Below are 16,235 nucleotides of genomic sequence, written 5' to 3' on the forward strand. Positions count from 1 at the left end.
GACCATGTATGATATCGAAAAGATCCGCAGTGAATTTCCGATCCTCGCGCGCGAAGTGAACGGCAAGCCGTTAACCTATTTGGACAACGGCGCATCGGCGCAGAAGCCGCAGGTGGTGATCGACGCGATTACGCGCGGCTACGCGGAAGAATATTCGAACGTGCATCGCGGGCTGCATTACCTGTCGAACCTGTCGACCGAGCGTTACGAAGCTGTGCGCGGGATCGTGGCAAGGTTTCTGAACGCCGGGTCCGAGGACGAGATCATCTTCAATTCGGGCACGACAGAAGGCATCAACCTTGTGTCCTATGCCTGGGCGGCGCCGCAGATGCAGGCAGGGGACGAGATCATCCTGTCCACGATGGAGCATCACGCCAACATCGTTCCGTGGCATTTCCTGCGCGAACGTCAGGGCGTTGTTCTGAAATGGATCGACCCGGAACTGGACGGGTCGCTTGATCCGCAGAAGGTTTTGGACGCGATCACGGATCGAACCAAGCTGATTGCGATCACGCAGTGTTCAAACGTGTTGGGCACGGTGGTCGATGTGAAAACGATCTGCACGGGCGCGCGCGCGAAGGGCGTGCCGGTTTTGGTGGATGGCTCGCAAGGGGCCGTGCATATGCCGGTGGATGTGCAGGATATTGGCTGTGATTTCTACGCGATCACTGGTCACAAGCTTTATGGCCCATCAGGGTCAGGCGCGATCTATATCCGCGCCGATCGTCAGGCCGAGATGCAGCCCTTCATGGGCGGCGGTGACATGATCAATGAGGTCTCGAAAGAGGCTGTGACCTATGCCAAGCCGCCTTTGAAGTTCGAGGCAGGGACGCCGGGGATCGTTCAAACCATTGGGATGGGCGCGGCGTTGGAATACCTGATGGATCTGGGGATGGAGAATGTTGCAGCTCATGAGGCGGCGTTGGCTGCCTATGCGACCGAACGGTTGTCGGGGCTGAACTGGGTGAATGTACAGGGTCATGCGACGGGCAAGGCGGCGATCTTCTCGCTCACGATGGACGGGGCAGCGCATGCGCATGACATCTCGACCATCTTGGACAAGAAGGGCATTGCCGTACGTGCAGGGCATCACTGCGCGAAGCCTTTGATGGAGCATCTGGGCGTGGCCGCGACAGCACGAGCATCTTTCGGTTTGTACAACACGACCGAGGAAGTTGATCGGTTGGTTGAGGGTCTGGAGCTGTGCCACAAGCTGTTGGCCTGAACCGAAGATCGCTCACTTCGTGAGCCTAGAGGGGGCTTTGCCCCCGCCCGAGGCCATAGGGCCTCTGACTCCCCCAGGATATTTCTGGTAAGAAAATGTAAGAGTGCGACTTAGTCGTCCGACTTGATCAATCCAAGCCCACGTAAATAGATGCCGATCCCGCTTTCCAGAAGCTCTTCGGGGGGAAACGGGCTTTTCTGTCCGGGGCTGCCGCGGCCGAACAGCTCGACCACGCCGTGGCTCATGGCCCAGATGTGGGCGCTGACCATGCGGGCTGGTGGGCGCTTGTCCTCGGGCATGTTCTCGGTCAGTTTTGCAGCGGCTTTTTCAAGCACGCCCATGGCGCGGGAAGACACCAAGGCCAGATCAGGCGAGTGATTGACCGAGATACCGCTTTCGAACATCGAGATATAGTGGCCCGGATATTTGCGGGCGAAGGCGAGATAGGCGCGTCCCGTCGCCTCAAAACTGGCAAGCGCCGAGGGTTGGCCTTTGTCATAGGCGTATTCCATCAGGTCGGCGAAAATTTCGTACCCTTGTCGCGCGGCTTCGGCGATCAGGTCTTCGCGCCCGGCAAAGTGACGATAGACAGCAGCTGGCGTCACCCCAGCCTGCTTGGCGGCCTCGGATAGGGTAAAGCCGGTTGGTCCTTTCTCTTCGATCAGAGCAAGGGCTGCGTCGATCAGGGCCTGACGCAAATTTCCATGATGATAGCCACGTTTAGGCATTCTTCATCCCAGACCAGATCTCGGGACCGCCACAGATCTTGTCATCCGGCGCATTTGCGACGTTCAGATTTTTACCAGCATAGTCGACCCCTTGCAGGACGGCTTTTAGGGCAGACAAACGTGCGCGTTTTTTGTCGTCGGATCGGATGACGGTCCAAGGGGACACGTCGCGGTGGCTGCGCTCGAAAGTTTCTTTGATCGCCTCGGAATAGGCATCCCAGCGGTTCAAGCCTTCCACATCGATCCAACTTAGTTTCCATTGCTTCAGGGGATCCTTTTCGCGTGCCAGAAAGCGGCGTAGCTGTTCTGCACGGCCGACATTCAGCCAGATTTTTACGAAATGGATGCCCTCATCGACCAACATATCTTCGAACTCAGGCAGTTGCCGGAAGAACGCCTCGCGCTGTTTGTCTTCACAAAAGCCGAAAACCTTTTCGACCACGCCGCGATTGTACCAGCTTCGGTCGAACAGGACGATCTCGCCTTCGGTCGGCAAGTGTTGGACATAGCGCTGAAAATACCATTCTCCCGCCTCGCGGTCCGAGGGTTTGGAGAGCGCCACAACCCGTGCAACACGAGGGTTCAGGTTTTCGCGTAAGCGTTTGATTGTGCCACCTTTTCCCGCAGCATCGCGACCTTCAAACACCACGACGACCCGCTTGCCGGTGGCCTTTACATCAGCTTGAAACTTCACAAGTTCTAGCTGAAGTGCCTCGAGCATGGCCTCATAGTCGTCTTTGTCGATAGGCTTTTCATAGGGATAGCTATCCGACAGGATGTCCTTTTTCGACGCGCCTTTAATGGCGGCGCGCACCTCTTTGGGCGCGGCCTCGCGGTAAAACTTTGAAATGGCTCCGTCAAAGGGCAGTGACATGCGCAAACTCCTGATTTCACACCAATATGGGCATGCGGGTTGGGTTTGGCAATCACCTCAGCCGCGGCGATCCTCGATCGACTGACCAATCTCGGAAATGTCATAGGGAGTGGTCATATACATTTCGCTGATCCAGTTCTGATACAAAAGATGCGCATGGCTACGCCAGCGGTTTTCAGGCGTATGCGTCGGATCGTCACCAGGGTAATAGTTCATAGGTACGTTGATCGGTGCACCCTTGGCCACGTCGCGGTCGTATTCGCCCTTCAGGGTCAGATCATCATACTCAAAATGATTGAAGATATAGAGCGCACGATGAGCCTTGTCCTCGATCAGGCAGGGCCCGGTATCGTCTGACCCAAGCAGGGTTTTCAACCCGGTAGCGGCATTGACTTCGTCTTGCTTCATTTCAGTCCAGCGACTGACGGGAACCACACAACTATCGGAAAATCCACGCAAATAGGGCGAGGCCGGCGCCAAGTTTTTCTGGGGGAAACACCCGAATGCTTTGGCATCCAGCATGTGTTTCTTTACCTTGTGGAAGTAATAGATCATTGCCATGCCACCCCAGCAGACGCCGAAGGTGGAGTGCACGTTCGTTTGGGTCCAGTCGAGGATCTGGGTCAGTTCATCCCAATAGGTGACCTCTTCAAAGGGCAGATGCTCGATCGGAGCGCCGGTGATGATCAGCCCATCAAACTTCTGGTCCTTCACCTCTTCCCACGGCTGATAGAAGGCCCCGATATGGGCTTCGCTCGTGTTCTTCGAGATATGTTCGGATGGACGCAGCAATGTCAGTTCAATCTGAAGCGGATGGGATCCGATCAGACGGGCAAACTGCGTCTCGGTCTCGATCTTTTTGGGCATCAGGTTCAGAAGCGCGATCCGCATCGGGCGGATGTCCTGCTTGGCGGCCTGATCCTCGGGCATGACCATTACGCCTTCGTCCTTCAGCACGTCTACGGCTGGGAGGGTCGAGGGGATCTTAATGGGCATGGAACCGGTCCTTTATTGTTCGGGTAGGGTGTATAGATGGGGCGCGTTTAGTGCGCGTCAATGGCCGCAGAGATCATCCGGTCGAAGTCCTGTGGGGACTTGATCTGGGCGACTTCATGGGCGCAGAGGGACACGCCATAGCGCGCCATGTGTTCATAAAGCGGCTGGCGATGATTGAGGGCCTGTGCATAGGTCCAGCGGATGAAGGCGTCAGGATCAATATCATCTTCTTTGACATTGAATTCGTTCAGATATTCACCCCAAACACGCGCAAGGAACTCTGGCTGATACGCCATTGGCTTGGGCGCGCGGTCAAATCGCTCGACCAGCTTTTGCGTGTGCGCTGCGTCACCCCTTAGCCAGACCAGCAGGCAGTGTTTGCTGAGTTCAGCCAGAATGGGATCATGTTCCCCGAGTGCAGGGTCAATCCATTCACAGATAGAGCCCCCGCTGTCGCAGATGAAATGCGGATAGCCATAGATGCGCTCGGCGCGATCAATGAAGGCAGAGGTGTCCATCAGGGCCGAAATCTCAGCCGCTTTGAACTGCTCTTGCCGACGACGATATTCATCAATGGGCAGCCCGCCTTTTTCGACGTTGCCGGGTTTGCCCAGATAGGTCGCGACGGGGGACAGATTTTCAAAGCTGATCTTGGATGTGATGCGGATCGAATCCGACATCAGAAGCTCGCGCAGGAAAGGCACCTTCATCGCTTCGGCTTTAAAGTTGTCCGCGATATGTTCGCCCATGTAACGGGTGCCAATGCGATAATCGATCGAATAGTGAAACCAGTCGCCTTGGTCGCGCAGAAGGTTGGACAAATACGTCTTGCCCAGACCAGACATGCCGAAAAACAGCACGCGTTTATGCGGAGCGTTTTGCCAGTCCTGAGCGGTTTGATAGATCATCTGCGGCCTCGTTTGCTTCAGCCTTTGGTAATAGGCTGCAACGGGCGGGTCAAACCCTTAGCTTCAAAAGAAAACGCCCCGCGGTAAGGCGAGGCGTTTTCGTGTCATATGATCTTAGGATCAGAACCCGATGCCAATGCTCAGGCCGGCGCTCAGAGCGTCGCCTTCAAACGGGACGCCAAGCACAGATTTTTCGCTGAACTTGGTATAACGTACACCGCCCGAGATCTTGATGTTCTCGTGGGTGTAGGTCGCACCAAGGCCAATGGATGTCGAGCTGCCAGCCGGGGCCAGGAAGGTGGTCCCGGTATCAGCGCCAGCTTCGTATCCCAGCATCAAGGCAACCGACCAGTTGTCGTTCAGCTTGCGGCCCAGTCCCAGCTCGAAACTGGTGACATCATCGACGAAGTTAACCCAGTTCACGTCATTTGACGCACCAAGAGCCACATCACCCAAGGTGCTGGTCGTATCCAGCGAGATACCTTTGTACTTTGCGTGGCGGATCGAACCAAAAAGCAGGGTGTCTTTTGCGATGCCGGTCTGGAAATCCAGATTAAAGGCTTCTGGCATCGAAACACTGCCGGTCGCGGCTGTGGTCACACCTGCGGGGAAGAAGGGGTGTGCGCCGGGCGGCAGGGAATGTGTGCCGGTCAGTTCGTGATCAATGCCGCTGAAATATGTCAGAGCAACGCGCAGGGCGATTTCTGGCTTCTCATAGGCGACACCAGCAACCCCGCCCCATTCGTTTCGGCTGTCCGCATCTAGCAGGCCTGATGCCGTCAAAACGCGGCCCGAGATCTTCTGCGAGAAAGCACCACCGTGAACCGAGAAACCGTTGCCCATTTCATAGCGCAGGATGCCGGTAATCTGACGGCTGTCGATAAAGGCAAAGCCCCCAACTGCCGGGCCGTCGACATACTGGATGTCTGCGCCGTAAGGCTGGTCCCAAATCAGAGCGAAGCTCAAGTTTTCGTTGAACTGCTGCTTGTAGCCAAACGAGAAGGTCGAGAAATCTACAGCTGACTGAGTGGTGCCAGTCACGTCGCTGGTGATGTTCGGGCTGATATTGGCGAAGCTGAATTTGAAGTAGTTGCCTTCTTCAAATAGCACGCCGATGTCCTGACCAGAACGGTCAATACCAGCGTGAGCGGATGTCGCCGCAGCGGTTAACGCAGCTGCAATCGTTAAGGTTTGCTTTTTCATGTCTTCTCCCAGGGAATTCTTTCGTGTTGGCCGCCTCCTCCTTGGCGACAGCATTGCGAAAAAATGTATTTGGAGCGGTGTTCTTTGGTCAATCTTTACCTGAGGTCATGTGACGTCAGGTCGCAAATTGGCTGATCAGCGATGTGGATATGACACGACAATCTCTGTTTTAATGTGCATTTACATACGTTTGATAGTTCACGCAGAGCGTCGGTTGTCTGACAATCGGATGCTGACGATGTTCGCTGCAACGATGATGACGCCACCGATGATCAGCGCAATCCCGATGGGTTCATCATAGAAAACTGCTCCGGCCAGAGCGATCAAAGGAAGTCGGGTGAAGTCGATTGGGATAACGACAGATGCTGGTGCAAGCGACAAAGCCAGTGTCAGACAGGTATGGGCCAACAGTCCGGCACAGCCGATGACAAACAGCCAGAGAATGTTCAAGCCGTGAGGTACAGCAATCGAACCATCCACTCCAGAACAGATAAGGCCGAGACCCAACTGCATGCTGGTCAGCCAAAACAGGATCGATAGGGTGGAATGATCTCGGGTTAACTTGCGCGTAAAGACGGCCGTCAGGGCAAAGCAGATCGCGGAAAGAGCTGCCGCCAATGTGCCTGTCGTGGTCGCCGGTTCAAAGAGAGTTGGTGCCGTGATGATTAGTATTCCGACAAAGCCGCTGGCAACGCAAAGGATTTGCGAAAGCGTCAGACGTTCACCCAACAGAAAGGGGGCCAGAAACACGACCCAAAGCGGCGATGTGAACTCCAACGCGAAAACTTGTGCCAAGGGAATTAAAGTCAGCGCATAGAACCACAGATTTTGCCCCGCGAAGTGGGCTAGATTGCGGGTGAAATGCAGGCCAAGATTCCGGCGCGAGACCATGTGCCAGCGACCTGTCATGGTCAGAACGGCTAGAATGATGCTGAGCCCGACAAATGACCGGTACAGCATCAGTTCGAACGTATCCAACTGCAAGCTGACCGCACGCCCGGCCAAGGCCATGACTGAAAATGACCCAATGGCACCGCTCATCCAGATTGCGGCGCGGGCGGTTGGGGTCACGAAGCGACCTCGGTCACTGAATAGTGGCGCGGGATGCCAGCTGTGATTTGTGCCCAGTTGGATGCTTTCATACGTTCCTGATGGGCGTCAAAGGAAGCGCGATCCGTAAAACGTTCCGAGACGTTGAAGCGACCGGGGTGACAGCGATCTTCGACCACCAGAAAGGACAAGCAGCCGGGTTCGGCGCGCGTCAGCGCTATATGTGCTGGCAAAGCGGCGCGTACGGCCTCAAGGCGGTCTTCAGGCACGTCGATGTGGCCGGTCAGAACGATGTTCGGTGTCTGTGTCATGCCCCAAGGGCTAGCAAGCAAGGTGCAGGTTGGCGAGAGGAAAAAGAAAACGCCGCCCAGATGGACGGCGTATTTGTGATTTTGCTTCCGACCTTCAGGCAAAGCCTTCAGGTGTTCGCACCTAAAATCAATCCACCGGACTGATTTTCCCCTTCGGGTCGGCGCTTACTCCCACTCAATCGTGCCCGGAGGCTTCGAGGTCACGTCATAGGTGACGCGGTTGATGCCTTTGACCTCGTTGATGATGCGTGTCGCGGTTTCACCAAGGAACTCATGGGTGAACGGATAGTAATCTGCCGTCATGCCATCGACCGAGGTCACTGCGCGCAGCGCACAAGCATAGTCATAGGTCCGTCCGTCACCCATCACACCTACGGTGCGCACGGGCAGGATGGCCACGAAGGCCTGCCAGATTTCGTCATACAGGCCATGCTTGCGGATCTGGTCGATATAGACCGCGTCAGCCTCGCGTAGAATGTCGAGCTTGGCGCGGGTAATCTCGCCCGGGCAACGGATGGCAAGACCCGGTCCAGGGAAGGGGTGGCGCCCAATGAAGCTTGCAGGCAAGCCCAGCTCGCGTCCCAAGGCGCGTACTTCGTCTTTGAACAGCTCGCGCAGCGGCTCGACCAGTTTCAGACCCATCTTTTCAGGCAAGCCACCCACGTTGTGGTGTGACTTGATGGTCACCGAAGGTCCGCCCGAGAAGCTGACGCTTTCGATTACGTCCGGATACAGTGTGCCTTGGGCAAGGAACTCGGCGCCCTCGATGGTATCGGCATGTTTCTGGAACACGTCGATGAACAGCTTGCCGATAATCTTGCGCTTGGTTTCGGGGTCGGATTGACCGTCCAACTCGCCCAAGAACAGTTCCTGCTCGTCCGCGTGAATCAGCCGCATGTTGTAGTGGTCACGGAACATGGTGACGACCTCTTCGGCCTCACCTTTGCGCAGAAGGCCGTGGTCCACGAACACACAGGTCAGCTGATCGCCAATCGCTTCGTGGATCAGAACCGCCGCGACCGAGCTGTCTACGCCACCGGACAGGCCACAGATGACTTGTTTGTCACCGACCTGTTCCTTGATCTGACGAATGGCTTCCTCGCGATAGGCACCCATGGTCCAGTCGCCTTTGAAGCCGGCCAGTTTCACGAACTGTTCATACAGCTTGGCGCCGTTCGGTGTGTGGTGCACTTCCGGGTGGAATTGCACGGCATAGAAGTGGCGTTCCGTGTCCGCAGTGATCGCGAACGGTGCGTTGGGCGAGGTTCCGTAGACCTCAAAACCCGGTGCGATTTCAGAGACATGGTCGCCGTGGCTCATCCAGACCTGCTCGTCACCATCCGCGAACCAGCCATCCAGCAGATCCAGCTGGCCTTTCTGGGTCACATAGGCGCGGCCAAACTCAGCGGTGCCATGGCCGCTTTCGACCTTGCCGCCCAATTGGGTCATCATTGTCTGCTGACCATAGCAGATGCCCAGAATCGGCACGCCATAGTCGAAAATCTCTTGCGGGGCGCGTGGGCTGCCCTCGCGGGTCACGCTGTCCGGTCCGCCCGAGAAGATCACCGCTTTGGGTGCCATCTCGCGCACGAACTCCATCGTGACGTTCTGATAGGGGTGGATTTCACAATAGACGTTCAGCTCGCGTAGGCGACGCGCAATCAGCTGCGTCACCTGGCTTCCGAAGTCGATGATAAGAAGGCGGTCGTGGCTCTGATCTGTCATGTTGACCGATTAGGGCAGGGGGCGGGTTTTCGCAAGCCCCAAGCCGGGTGTGAACGTAGATTTCCGACCTAGAAGAACCCGTAATAAGCACCTTTGTATCATTCCGGCGTCAAAACCGTCGCATTTGCCTGATCATCAGATCCGCACAGGCATGACACTTTCCAAAAAGAGGTAACGCGCATGACACCAGAAGCCATCACATTGGACGTGGCCGCCATAAACCTGACAGTGGCGGTGATTTTGGGCGCGTTGGTTGGGTCAGAACGGCAGGTACGTCAACGCATGGCGGGATTGCGGACCAATGCACTTGTGTCGCTTGGCGCGGCGGGATTCGTCGTCTTTGCTGCCCTTTTCCCGCATGAGGTCAGCCCAACGCGTGTCGCCGCGCAAGTGGTATCCGGCATTGGCTTTCTGGGCGCAGGAATCATCTTTCGTCATGGCTTTACCGTTCATGGTCTGAACACGGCAGCGACTCTTTGGTGTTCGGCCGCAATCGGCGTCATGGCAGGTGTCGGAGCCGTTGGGTTTGCTGCGTTGATGTGCGGATTGATCATTTTTGTGAATCTTGGCCTGCGCCCCTTGGTGAAATTCCTGAAACGTAAAACCCGTGCGGGCCAGCCATTACTTTTGGAGTTTCGGCTGTGGATTACCTGTCGTTCTAAGCATGAAAACAAGGTGCGCTCGACCATTGTGCACAAGCTTGCCCTGCCGGGTTTAGCTCTTGTGTCGATCGACGTGACAGAAAACGGTGACGAGAGCACGCTAGAGGTGTTGGTCAATGTGGAAGACAACAGCGACAGTCTGATCAAGACGGCTGTGGCTCCGTTGATGCTTGATTCCAACATCCGATCGCTGTCGTGGGAATCTGCCAACGACGACTAAAAACCTGACGCGGCAACGGGTGAAAAACGTCAAAATTGTCGGAATGTCGTTTTTGCCTCTGCAAAGCCGTTTGGGGACAGCTTTACGCGCCGGTGTCACATATCAAAGATGCAACAGGACAAATAGGAGGTTTCCCATGGCCGAGGCTCGAACACGCCGCCGTGGTGGCGGAGGTGCCGCCCGTCGCGCTGAACGTACTGCTGTCAATTTTGAATGTGCAAAGTTCATCACGCGCAACATCCCGAATCTCGAAATCCTCAATGAAGAGGCGATGGAGATCATCGAATACAACGCGGAAACCGTGCTGGAAGAGATTGGCGTTAACTTCGTCGAGAACCCAGCCGCTCTTGCGCGCTGGAAAGACGCTGGCGCTGATGTAGACGGTGAACGCGTGCGCATTCCGCGTGGTTTGGCGCGCGAGCTGTGCAAGACAGCCCCGTCCAGCTTCACTCAGCATGCTCGCAACCCAGAGCGGAGTGTCGAGATTGGTGGCAAGAACATGGTTCTGGCCCCGGTCTATGGTCCGCCCTTCGTACGCGACGCTGATGGCGGTCGCCGCTATGCCACGATCGAGGATTTCCGCAACTTCGTGCGTCTGGGCTATATGTCCAAATGGCTGCACCACTCGGGCGGCACAGTGTGTGAACCGACCGACGTACCGGTGAATAAACGTCACCTGGACATGTTGCACGCCCACATGACCCTGTCGGACAAGCCCTACATGGGTTCGGTCACGGCGCCTGAACGTGCGCAGGACAGTGTCGACATGTCCGGTATTCTGTTCGGTAAAGACTTCGTACAGCAGAACACCGTGATGACCTCGCTTATCAACATCAACTCGCCGATGCAGTTCGACGATGTGATGATGGGGGCACTGGAAGTGTTCGCGGCCAACAACCAAGCCTCGATCATTTCGCCGTTCATCGTGGGCGGCGCAATGGCGCCCGTATCGGTCGCTGGTACGCTGACGCAGGTTCTGGCCGAGGTTCTGGCCGGCGTGGCCTACAGCCAGCTGATCCGCAAAGGCGCGCCGGTGATTGCCGGGACCTTTGTAAGCTCGATCGACATGAACTCGGGTGCGCCCACTTTTGGCACTCCGGAAGCGGCCAACGTGACCTATGGGGCGGGGCAGCTGTTCCGCCGTCTGGGCCTGCCATATCGTTCGGCCGGGTCGTTCAACGGATCGAAACTGCCTGACGCACAGGCGGCCTATGAAACCGCAAACAGCCTGAACACTGGCCTTCTGTCCGGCGTGAACTTCATGCTGCACTCGGCCGGTTGGCTGGAAGGCGGGCTTGTGTCGTCGTTCGAGAAGTTCGTGATGGATGCCGATCAACTGGGCGTGCTGCATGGCATCGCCAAGGGTGTCGAAGTGGACGTGAATGGGCAAGCCATGGACGCGATCCGCGAAGTAGGGCCGGGTGGTCATTATCTTGGCTGTGACCACACGCAACAAAACTTCAAATCGGCTTTCTGGCGTTCTGAGTTACTGGACTACAAACCCTACGAGACCTGGGAAGAGGAAGGCGCGCGCGACACGCAGGCGCTTGCCACCGAGAAGGTCAAGAAGATGCTGTCCGACTATCAGGAACCGACGCTGGATCCGGGGATTGCAGAGGGTCTGAAGGACTATATCGCCGAGAAGAAAGCATCGATGCCGGACGCGTTTACGTAAGTTGTCTAGCATTCAGATTGATTAACAATCCGGAAAGGGGGCTTAACGAGCCCCCTTTTTTTGCAGTCGGCTGAGAACGAAGAACTATGCCTGTTGGTTGCTTCGTGGAAGCAATTGCAGTTCAGCAAGAAGCGCGATCAACACTTCTACGTGTTGCGCGCAGGAATAAGACGCATCCCCTGATTTGCGCGTGTGTTCCAGTTGAGCCTCGGCCACCAGCAATCCGTCTACCGCTTGGGTGGGTGAGGGAGTCGAAGACGTTTTCATCAGCTTTCTCAGATCCTTGTCACGATTGTACTCGCTCAAGCCAAACCGCGCAGCGCGAACCAGAAGGCGGGGACGGCGTAGGGTTTTCAGCATGTCGATGGTTGTAGTCATTGTGGCCTCGCTGTTGTGATTCAGGGCGATAATGACTCAACCTAAGGGGGTGTTGCGCTGTTCAGATCTGCCGTACGCAGGCGTTAACAGTTGTTATCATTTTAGAAACTAGTGTTGATAACTAATGACATAGTTAACGAACGGGTAACCATAAATGGATAGGCCTGTTCGGCTCAAAAACAACCGGGGGTTGCGTGTGAGAGCGGTTCGATACACGCCACGGTGTTTCAAACTGGAGGGGCATAAATGCAAAACTCATTCGGGACTGAAATCGACTGCAAGTCCATCATGAACTGGTTGCCCAACGAGGTTCAAACCTATCTGAAACATACCGAAGAGGGTGAATCCATCCGAGCGATCGCCCGCAATATGGGGGTCCACGCGTCAACTGTACTGCGCCAAGTGCGCAAGACGGAAGCGCGCCGGGATGATCCTTTGGTGGACTCGCTTTTGTCGCGCCTGGGGGATGAGTTGCGTGATCAATCGCAACAAAGGGCGACATTCTCGTTTCAGTCTTCAGACAAAGACCCGATGACACCGCATCTGACCCGTGTGCTTCGAGCGTTGTCGACCCCTGATACAAGCCTTGTGGTCGCAGAAGGCGTTGAAACGGCGGTCGTGCTGAAAACCGGGCCAGAGGAAGACCCGACAGCCATCGCAAAAGCCCCCGTCAGTGTGGTTGAATTGATGGCGCTATTGGATTGGATCCAGGGCGGTGCCAAAGGTCGTGTCGTTCGCTATCAAATCACGCAATCTGGACGTCAGGCTTTCAACAAATTGTTAGCCCAGCAAGAGGCACGTGCGACAGGATTTTCTGAAAGCCAGACGGCCTTCTTGTCAGGAAAGGGTGGGATCGCTGTTCAGGCCGTTGGCGATCATTCTAAGCGGCGATCAAGATCGGCGCGACGCAATCCGCGCTCTGCAGGCACCGAAAGCCCGGTCCGGGTATTGGCGCGCAAACGCCAAAAAGACAAACCTTATCTTGGCGCAGATCTCGTCATGGCAGCGGAACGCCTAAATCGGGATTTTGCCCTTGGTCAGCTTGAGCATTCGGAAACGCAAGGGGGATGGTCAGCTTGGATGCGGGATGGAGTGGACAGCCTGTCTGTAGATCCTGCCAGTCATCGCTCAGATCGAAAACTGGATGCGCGCCGCAGGTTTGCCGCCGCCATAAAGGCGATTGGTCCGGAACTGGCAGAGTTGGCTGTGGCGGTTTGCTGTCATGAAAAGGGTATGGAATGTGTTGAGCGCGAGTTGTTGATGCCGGCCAGGTCCGGCAAGTACATGCTTCGGATCGCGCTTAAATACCTTGCGCGCCACTATGATGGTCAATCGGGCGATGATCACGAGCTTATCTATTGATTTGCAACTAGATAAGCAGCGGGTTTGTGACGACCTGAATGTCGATACTTGGGCAGGATTGGGTAATTTCGTCGACTATGATCTGTGGATCCGGAAGCTCGGGTATCAGCACATAATACCTGCCCGAAAACCCGGCCTCGACCAATCGCTGACCGATCTCCAGGCAATCCAGTGTCCCGCAGACGAACAGAGATGCGACAACATCGAGGCGCAGATCTGCAAGTTGCTTTTCGTCAAGCTGCTCGAAATCACTGCATGACATGAAAATCTCTTGCCCCGAGGTATCATCCACGGTGACGAGGTCTCGGGTGTTTCCCAGAAGTAAGGTTTTTGGTGATGATTGCACGATTATTTCTTCATTCGATCATGTTCAGAGATTGGGGGGGGGCGTGCTTAGCCTGTGCCATTCGATGGTCACAAAGAAATATCACCAATAAGAATAATGATGAAGCGACAATGCAACCTGAGAAGACAAAATCAACAATTGACCCATATTGATTGGCACGTCATGTCTTGCGAGGCTGAAAACGACGGCTGCGAGACAAAGGGGTAGGACGACCAATGGTTGCGCACAGCATGCTGGATGCATTGCCCATCCCGGCGATCTTCATCGGCGAAGACAGTCGTATTCGGCGTTCCAACGAGCAGGCAAGGGTCTTGCTGAATATGCAAATCGACGGTCGCCACTATGTGACTGCGCTACGCCAGCCATCTCTTTTGGAGCAGATTGAAAAGTCCATGACCGAGGGTGTTGGCGGCCAAGTCGACTTTCTACACACCGAAGCTGGACGAGAAGTCGTCTACGAAGTTCATCTTGGGCGGATCATCACAGATGACGCCCGTGAAAATGGCGTTCTTCTGTCCTTCATGGACGTCAAATCGCATGAAGAGGCTGGCCAGATGCGGTCTGATTTCGTTGCAAATGTCAGCCACGAGCTCCGCACTCCGCTGACGGCACTGACCGGATTTATCGAAACACTGCGTGGTCCTGCGCGCGATGATGAAGAAGCACGGGATCGGTTTCTGGGCATTATGGCAACCGAAGGCAAGCGCATGAATCGATTGGTCGCCGATCTTCTGTCGCTAAGTCGGGTCGAAGATATGGCGCGTATTCGTCCTGCCAATAGCGTAGACCTTTGCGCTGTGCTGAATTCGGTGCGCAATGCGTTGTCGCAAACCGCCGATGCCCGGGGCGTTTCCGTGTCCATTGAGACAGAACTTGAGCCCCCGGTTCTGGTTGCAGGCGATCTGGACCAATTGGCTCAGGTTTTCACAAACTTGATCGAGAACGCGATCAAATATGGCCGTAAGGACGGGAAGGTAGCGGTCTCGGTCTTTCGGATGCCGGTGTTTCCCGCCTTTAAAGGCGCTGCAATTTGCGTGTCTGTTCAAGATGATGGACCGGGAATTCCGGGGCATCACCTATCGCGATTGACCGAACGGTTTTATCGCGTCGACAACCACCGCTCGCGCGAATTGGGTGGGACCGGGCTGGGGTTGGCGATTGTGAAGCACATCATCAATCGCCATCGCGGGCGCTTGCGGATTGAAAGCGACGAAGGGCAGGGCAGCAAGTTCTCGGTTTTGTTGCGTGACGATCTTTAACTTTGTGATGGCGGTGCCGAGGCGAGATTTTCCCCTAGGTTATCCGTTTTTCTGGCAAAAATCGGCGATTGTCACACGGCTGTTACATAACATTCACAAAAGCTTTGATCAGCGGCGCTAGGACAGCGCCAAGACGTCCAACGGGCGTCACAATGATCAAACAGGAGTTATCCATGTCCTTCGTGAAACTGACCGCCTCAACCCTGGCGATCGCTGCCGTTTCCGCTACTGCCGCTACCGCCCGTGATCAGGTGCAGGTTGCTGGTTCCTCGACCGTTCTGCCCTATGCTTCGATTGTTGCTGAAGCTTTCGGCGAAAACTTCGACTTTCCGACCCCCGTTGTTGAATCGGGCGGCTCTTCGGCTGGTCTGAAGCGCTTCTGTGAGGGTGTCGGCGAGAACACCATCGACATTGCCAACGCATCGCGCGCCATCAAGGACAAAGAAATCAAGGCTTGTGCCGAAGCAGGCGTCGCCGACATTGTCGAAGTCCGCATCGGTTACGATGGCATCGTATTTGCCTCGCAGATCGACGGCCCGGACTTCTCGGCTTTCGAACCCGCTGACATCTATAACGCACTGGGTGCTCAGGTTGTTGTAGACGGCAAGTTGGTCGACAACGCACACGCTCAGTGGGCTGACTTCAACGCCGACCTGCCGGCCGTTGACATCGCTGCTTTCATTCCCGGCACCAAGCACGGCACTCGTGAAGTGTTCGAAGTGAAGGTGATGGAAGCTGGCTGTAAAGCCACCGGCGCTTACGACGCGTTCCTAGCTGTCGCTGAAGGCGACGACGACAAAGCCAAGGGCAAAGCCGCTGCCAAGATGTGCTACAAAGTGCGCACCGATGGCAAATCGGTCGACATCGACGGAGATTACACCGAGACGCTGGCCTCGATCGACGCCAACAAAGACGGCATCGGCATCTTCGGTCTGGCTTTCTATGAAAACAACACCGACACGCTGAACGTGGCGACAATGTCGGGCGTTGTACCGTCGACTGAATCGATTGCTACCGGCGAATACCCGGTGTCGCGTCCGCTGTATTTCTACATCAAAAAAGCGCATATCGGCGTGATCCCGGGCCTGAAAGAATTCGCTGAATTCTTCGTGGCAGACGAGATTGCTGGCCCCGATGGTCCGCTGGCTGAATACGGTCTGGTTGCGGATCCGGAACTGGCTGCGACGCAAGCCATGGTTGCTGCTGAAGACGTGCTGACCAACTAAAACACTTCGGCGGCGCAGGGTGTTTGCCCTGCGCCACCACTCCCTATCCACAGGTCGGGGCAAAGACCTGCATCTCTGCTGCAAGAG

16 protein-coding genes are annotated in these 16,235 nt (G+C 55.8%); 6 read left to right on the plus strand and 10 right to left on the minus strand.

The window, feature by feature from the left end:
- Positions 1-4: 4 nt before the first annotated feature.
- Positions 5-1,225: a cysteine desulfurase gene (locus ALP8811_RS06335; RefSeq protein WP_108856296.1), complete on the plus strand. Its 1,221-nt coding sequence runs from the start codon at positions 5-7 to the stop codon at positions 1,223-1,225.
- Positions 1,226-1,335: 110 nt separating this feature from the next.
- On the opposite strand, the gene ALP8811_RS06340 is transcribed toward ALP8811_RS06335, so the two are convergent.
- The 8 genes from ALP8811_RS06340 to guaA form a co-directional block, all read right to left on the minus strand.
- On the minus strand, positions 1,336-1,953 hold the full coding sequence (locus ALP8811_RS06340) for a TetR/AcrR family transcriptional regulator (protein ID WP_108856297.1): 618 nt from the start codon (positions 1,951-1,953) through the stop codon (positions 1,336-1,338).
- A complete protein-coding gene (ppk2, locus tag ALP8811_RS06345) occupies positions 1,946-2,827 on the minus strand; it encodes a polyphosphate kinase 2 (protein ID WP_108856298.1) in 882 nt (293 codons plus the stop codon). The genes ALP8811_RS06340 and ppk2 overlap by 8 nt, the downstream gene beginning before the upstream one ends.
- A 57-nt stretch (positions 2,828-2,884) precedes the next feature.
- Positions 2,885-3,823, minus strand: coding sequence for a homoserine O-acetyltransferase MetA (gene metA / locus ALP8811_RS06350; RefSeq protein WP_108856299.1), 939 nt, complete (start codon positions 3,821-3,823; stop codon positions 2,885-2,887).
- 47 nt (positions 3,824-3,870) lie between these two features.
- Positions 3,871-4,731: an ATPase gene (locus ALP8811_RS06355; RefSeq protein WP_108856300.1), complete on the minus strand. Its 861-nt coding sequence runs from the start codon at positions 4,729-4,731 to the stop codon at positions 3,871-3,873.
- Between the two features lie 120 nt (positions 4,732-4,851).
- Positions 4,852-5,934 carry a hypothetical protein gene (locus ALP8811_RS06360; protein WP_108856301.1) on the minus strand — a complete coding sequence of 361 codons (1,083 nt, stop codon included), beginning with the start codon at positions 5,932-5,934 and terminating at the stop codon, positions 4,852-4,854.
- Between the two features lie 198 nt (positions 5,935-6,132).
- On the minus strand, positions 6,133-7,005 hold the full coding sequence (locus ALP8811_RS06365; protein WP_245924582.1) for a DMT family transporter: 873 nt from the start codon (positions 7,003-7,005) through the stop codon (positions 6,133-6,135).
- Complete coding sequence (locus ALP8811_RS06370; RefSeq protein WP_108856302.1) at positions 7,002-7,295, minus strand: putative quinol monooxygenase; 294 nt, start codon at positions 7,293-7,295, stop codon at positions 7,002-7,004. Before ALP8811_RS06370 ends, ALP8811_RS06365 begins: the two co-directional genes overlap by 4 nt.
- A gap of 165 nt (positions 7,296-7,460) precedes the next feature.
- Positions 7,461-9,020, minus strand: a complete 1,560-nt coding sequence (gene guaA / locus ALP8811_RS06375) for a glutamine-hydrolyzing GMP synthase (protein ID WP_108856303.1) — start codon at positions 9,018-9,020, stop codon at positions 7,461-7,463.
- A gap of 180 nt (positions 9,021-9,200) precedes the next feature.
- On the opposite strand from guaA, the gene ALP8811_RS06380 reads away from it, so the two are divergent.
- Positions 9,201-9,902 (plus strand): MgtC/SapB family protein, encoded by a 702-nt coding sequence (locus ALP8811_RS06380; RefSeq protein ID WP_108856304.1) that lies wholly within the window; start codon positions 9,201-9,203, stop codon positions 9,900-9,902.
- 136 nt (positions 9,903-10,038) lie between these two features.
- Positions 10,039-11,577 carry a trimethylamine methyltransferase family protein gene (locus ALP8811_RS06385; protein WP_108856305.1) on the plus strand — a complete coding sequence of 513 codons (1,539 nt, stop codon included), beginning with the start codon at positions 10,039-10,041 and terminating at the stop codon, positions 11,575-11,577.
- A gap of 84 nt (positions 11,578-11,661) precedes the next feature.
- On the opposite strand, the gene ALP8811_RS06390 is transcribed toward ALP8811_RS06385, so the two are convergent.
- Positions 11,662-11,955, minus strand: a complete 294-nt coding sequence (locus tag ALP8811_RS06390) for a DUF6477 family protein (RefSeq protein ID WP_108856306.1) — start codon at positions 11,953-11,955, stop codon at positions 11,662-11,664.
- A gap of 246 nt (positions 11,956-12,201) precedes the next feature.
- On the opposite strand from ALP8811_RS06390, the gene ALP8811_RS06395 reads away from it, so the two are divergent.
- A complete protein-coding gene (locus tag ALP8811_RS06395) occupies positions 12,202-13,317 on the plus strand; it encodes a DUF6456 domain-containing protein (RefSeq protein WP_108856307.1) in 1,116 nt (371 codons plus the stop codon).
- Between the two features lie 7 nt (positions 13,318-13,324).
- On the opposite strand, the gene ALP8811_RS06400 is transcribed toward ALP8811_RS06395, so the two are convergent.
- Positions 13,325-13,663, minus strand: coding sequence for a hypothetical protein (locus ALP8811_RS06400; RefSeq protein ID WP_146183996.1), 339 nt, complete (start codon positions 13,661-13,663; stop codon positions 13,325-13,327).
- Between the two features lie 215 nt (positions 13,664-13,878).
- Here ALP8811_RS06400 and ALP8811_RS06405 point away from each other — a divergent pair, with 215 nt between their 5' ends.
- Both ALP8811_RS06405 and ALP8811_RS06410 read left to right on the plus strand, forming a co-directional pair.
- A complete protein-coding gene (locus tag ALP8811_RS06405; RefSeq protein WP_108856309.1) occupies positions 13,879-14,922 on the plus strand; it encodes an ATP-binding protein in 1,044 nt (347 codons plus the stop codon).
- 173 nt (positions 14,923-15,095) lie between these two features.
- Positions 15,096-16,148 carry a substrate-binding domain-containing protein gene (locus ALP8811_RS06410; protein WP_108856310.1) on the plus strand — a complete coding sequence of 351 codons (1,053 nt, stop codon included), beginning with the start codon at positions 15,096-15,098 and terminating at the stop codon, positions 16,146-16,148.
- Positions 16,149-16,235 lie beyond the last annotated feature (87 nt).

It is taken from the genome of Aliiroseovarius pelagivivens (genome assembly GCF_900302485.1).
Classification (GTDB): Bacteria; Pseudomonadota; Alphaproteobacteria; order Rhodobacterales; family Rhodobacteraceae; genus Aliiroseovarius; species Aliiroseovarius pelagivivens.

Excerpts from the sequence above, each read along its gene's own strand:
- ALP8811_RS06335 (WP_108856296.1), top strand. The coding sequence starts at position 5 with ATGTATGATATCGAAAAGATCCGCAGTGAATTTCCGATCCTCGCGCGC.
- ALP8811_RS06340 (WP_108856297.1), bottom strand. The coding sequence starts at position 1,953 with ATGCCTAAACGTGGCTATCATCATGGAAATTTGCGTCAGGCCCTGATC.
- ppk2 (WP_108856298.1), bottom strand. The coding sequence starts at position 2,827 with ATGTCACTGCCCTTTGACGGAGCCATTTCAAAGTTTTACCGCGAGGCC.
- metA (WP_108856299.1), bottom strand. The coding sequence starts at position 3,823 with ATGCCCATTAAGATCCCCTCGACCCTCCCAGCCGTAGACGTGCTGAAG.
- ALP8811_RS06355 (WP_108856300.1), bottom strand. The coding sequence starts at position 4,731 with ATGATCTATCAAACCGCTCAGGACTGGCAAAACGCTCCGCATAAACGC.
- ALP8811_RS06360 (WP_108856301.1), bottom strand. The coding sequence starts at position 5,934 with ATGAAAAAGCAAACCTTAACGATTGCAGCTGCGTTAACCGCTGCGGCG.
- ALP8811_RS06370 (WP_108856302.1), bottom strand. The coding sequence starts at position 7,295 with ATGACACAGACACCGAACATCGTTCTGACCGGCCACATCGACGTGCCT.
- guaA (WP_108856303.1), bottom strand. The coding sequence starts at position 9,020 with ATGACAGATCAGAGCCACGACCGCCTTCTTATCATCGACTTCGGAAGC.
- ALP8811_RS06380 (WP_108856304.1), top strand. The coding sequence starts at position 9,201 with ATGACACCAGAAGCCATCACATTGGACGTGGCCGCCATAAACCTGACA.
- ALP8811_RS06385 (WP_108856305.1), top strand. The coding sequence starts at position 10,039 with ATGGCCGAGGCTCGAACACGCCGCCGTGGTGGCGGAGGTGCCGCCCGT.
- ALP8811_RS06390 (WP_108856306.1), bottom strand. The coding sequence starts at position 11,955 with ATGACTACAACCATCGACATGCTGAAAACCCTACGCCGTCCCCGCCTT.
- ALP8811_RS06395 (WP_108856307.1), top strand. The coding sequence starts at position 12,202 with ATGCAAAACTCATTCGGGACTGAAATCGACTGCAAGTCCATCATGAAC.
- ALP8811_RS06405 (WP_108856309.1), top strand. The coding sequence starts at position 13,879 with ATGGTTGCGCACAGCATGCTGGATGCATTGCCCATCCCGGCGATCTTC.
- ALP8811_RS06410 (WP_108856310.1), top strand. The coding sequence starts at position 15,096 with ATGTCCTTCGTGAAACTGACCGCCTCAACCCTGGCGATCGCTGCCGTT.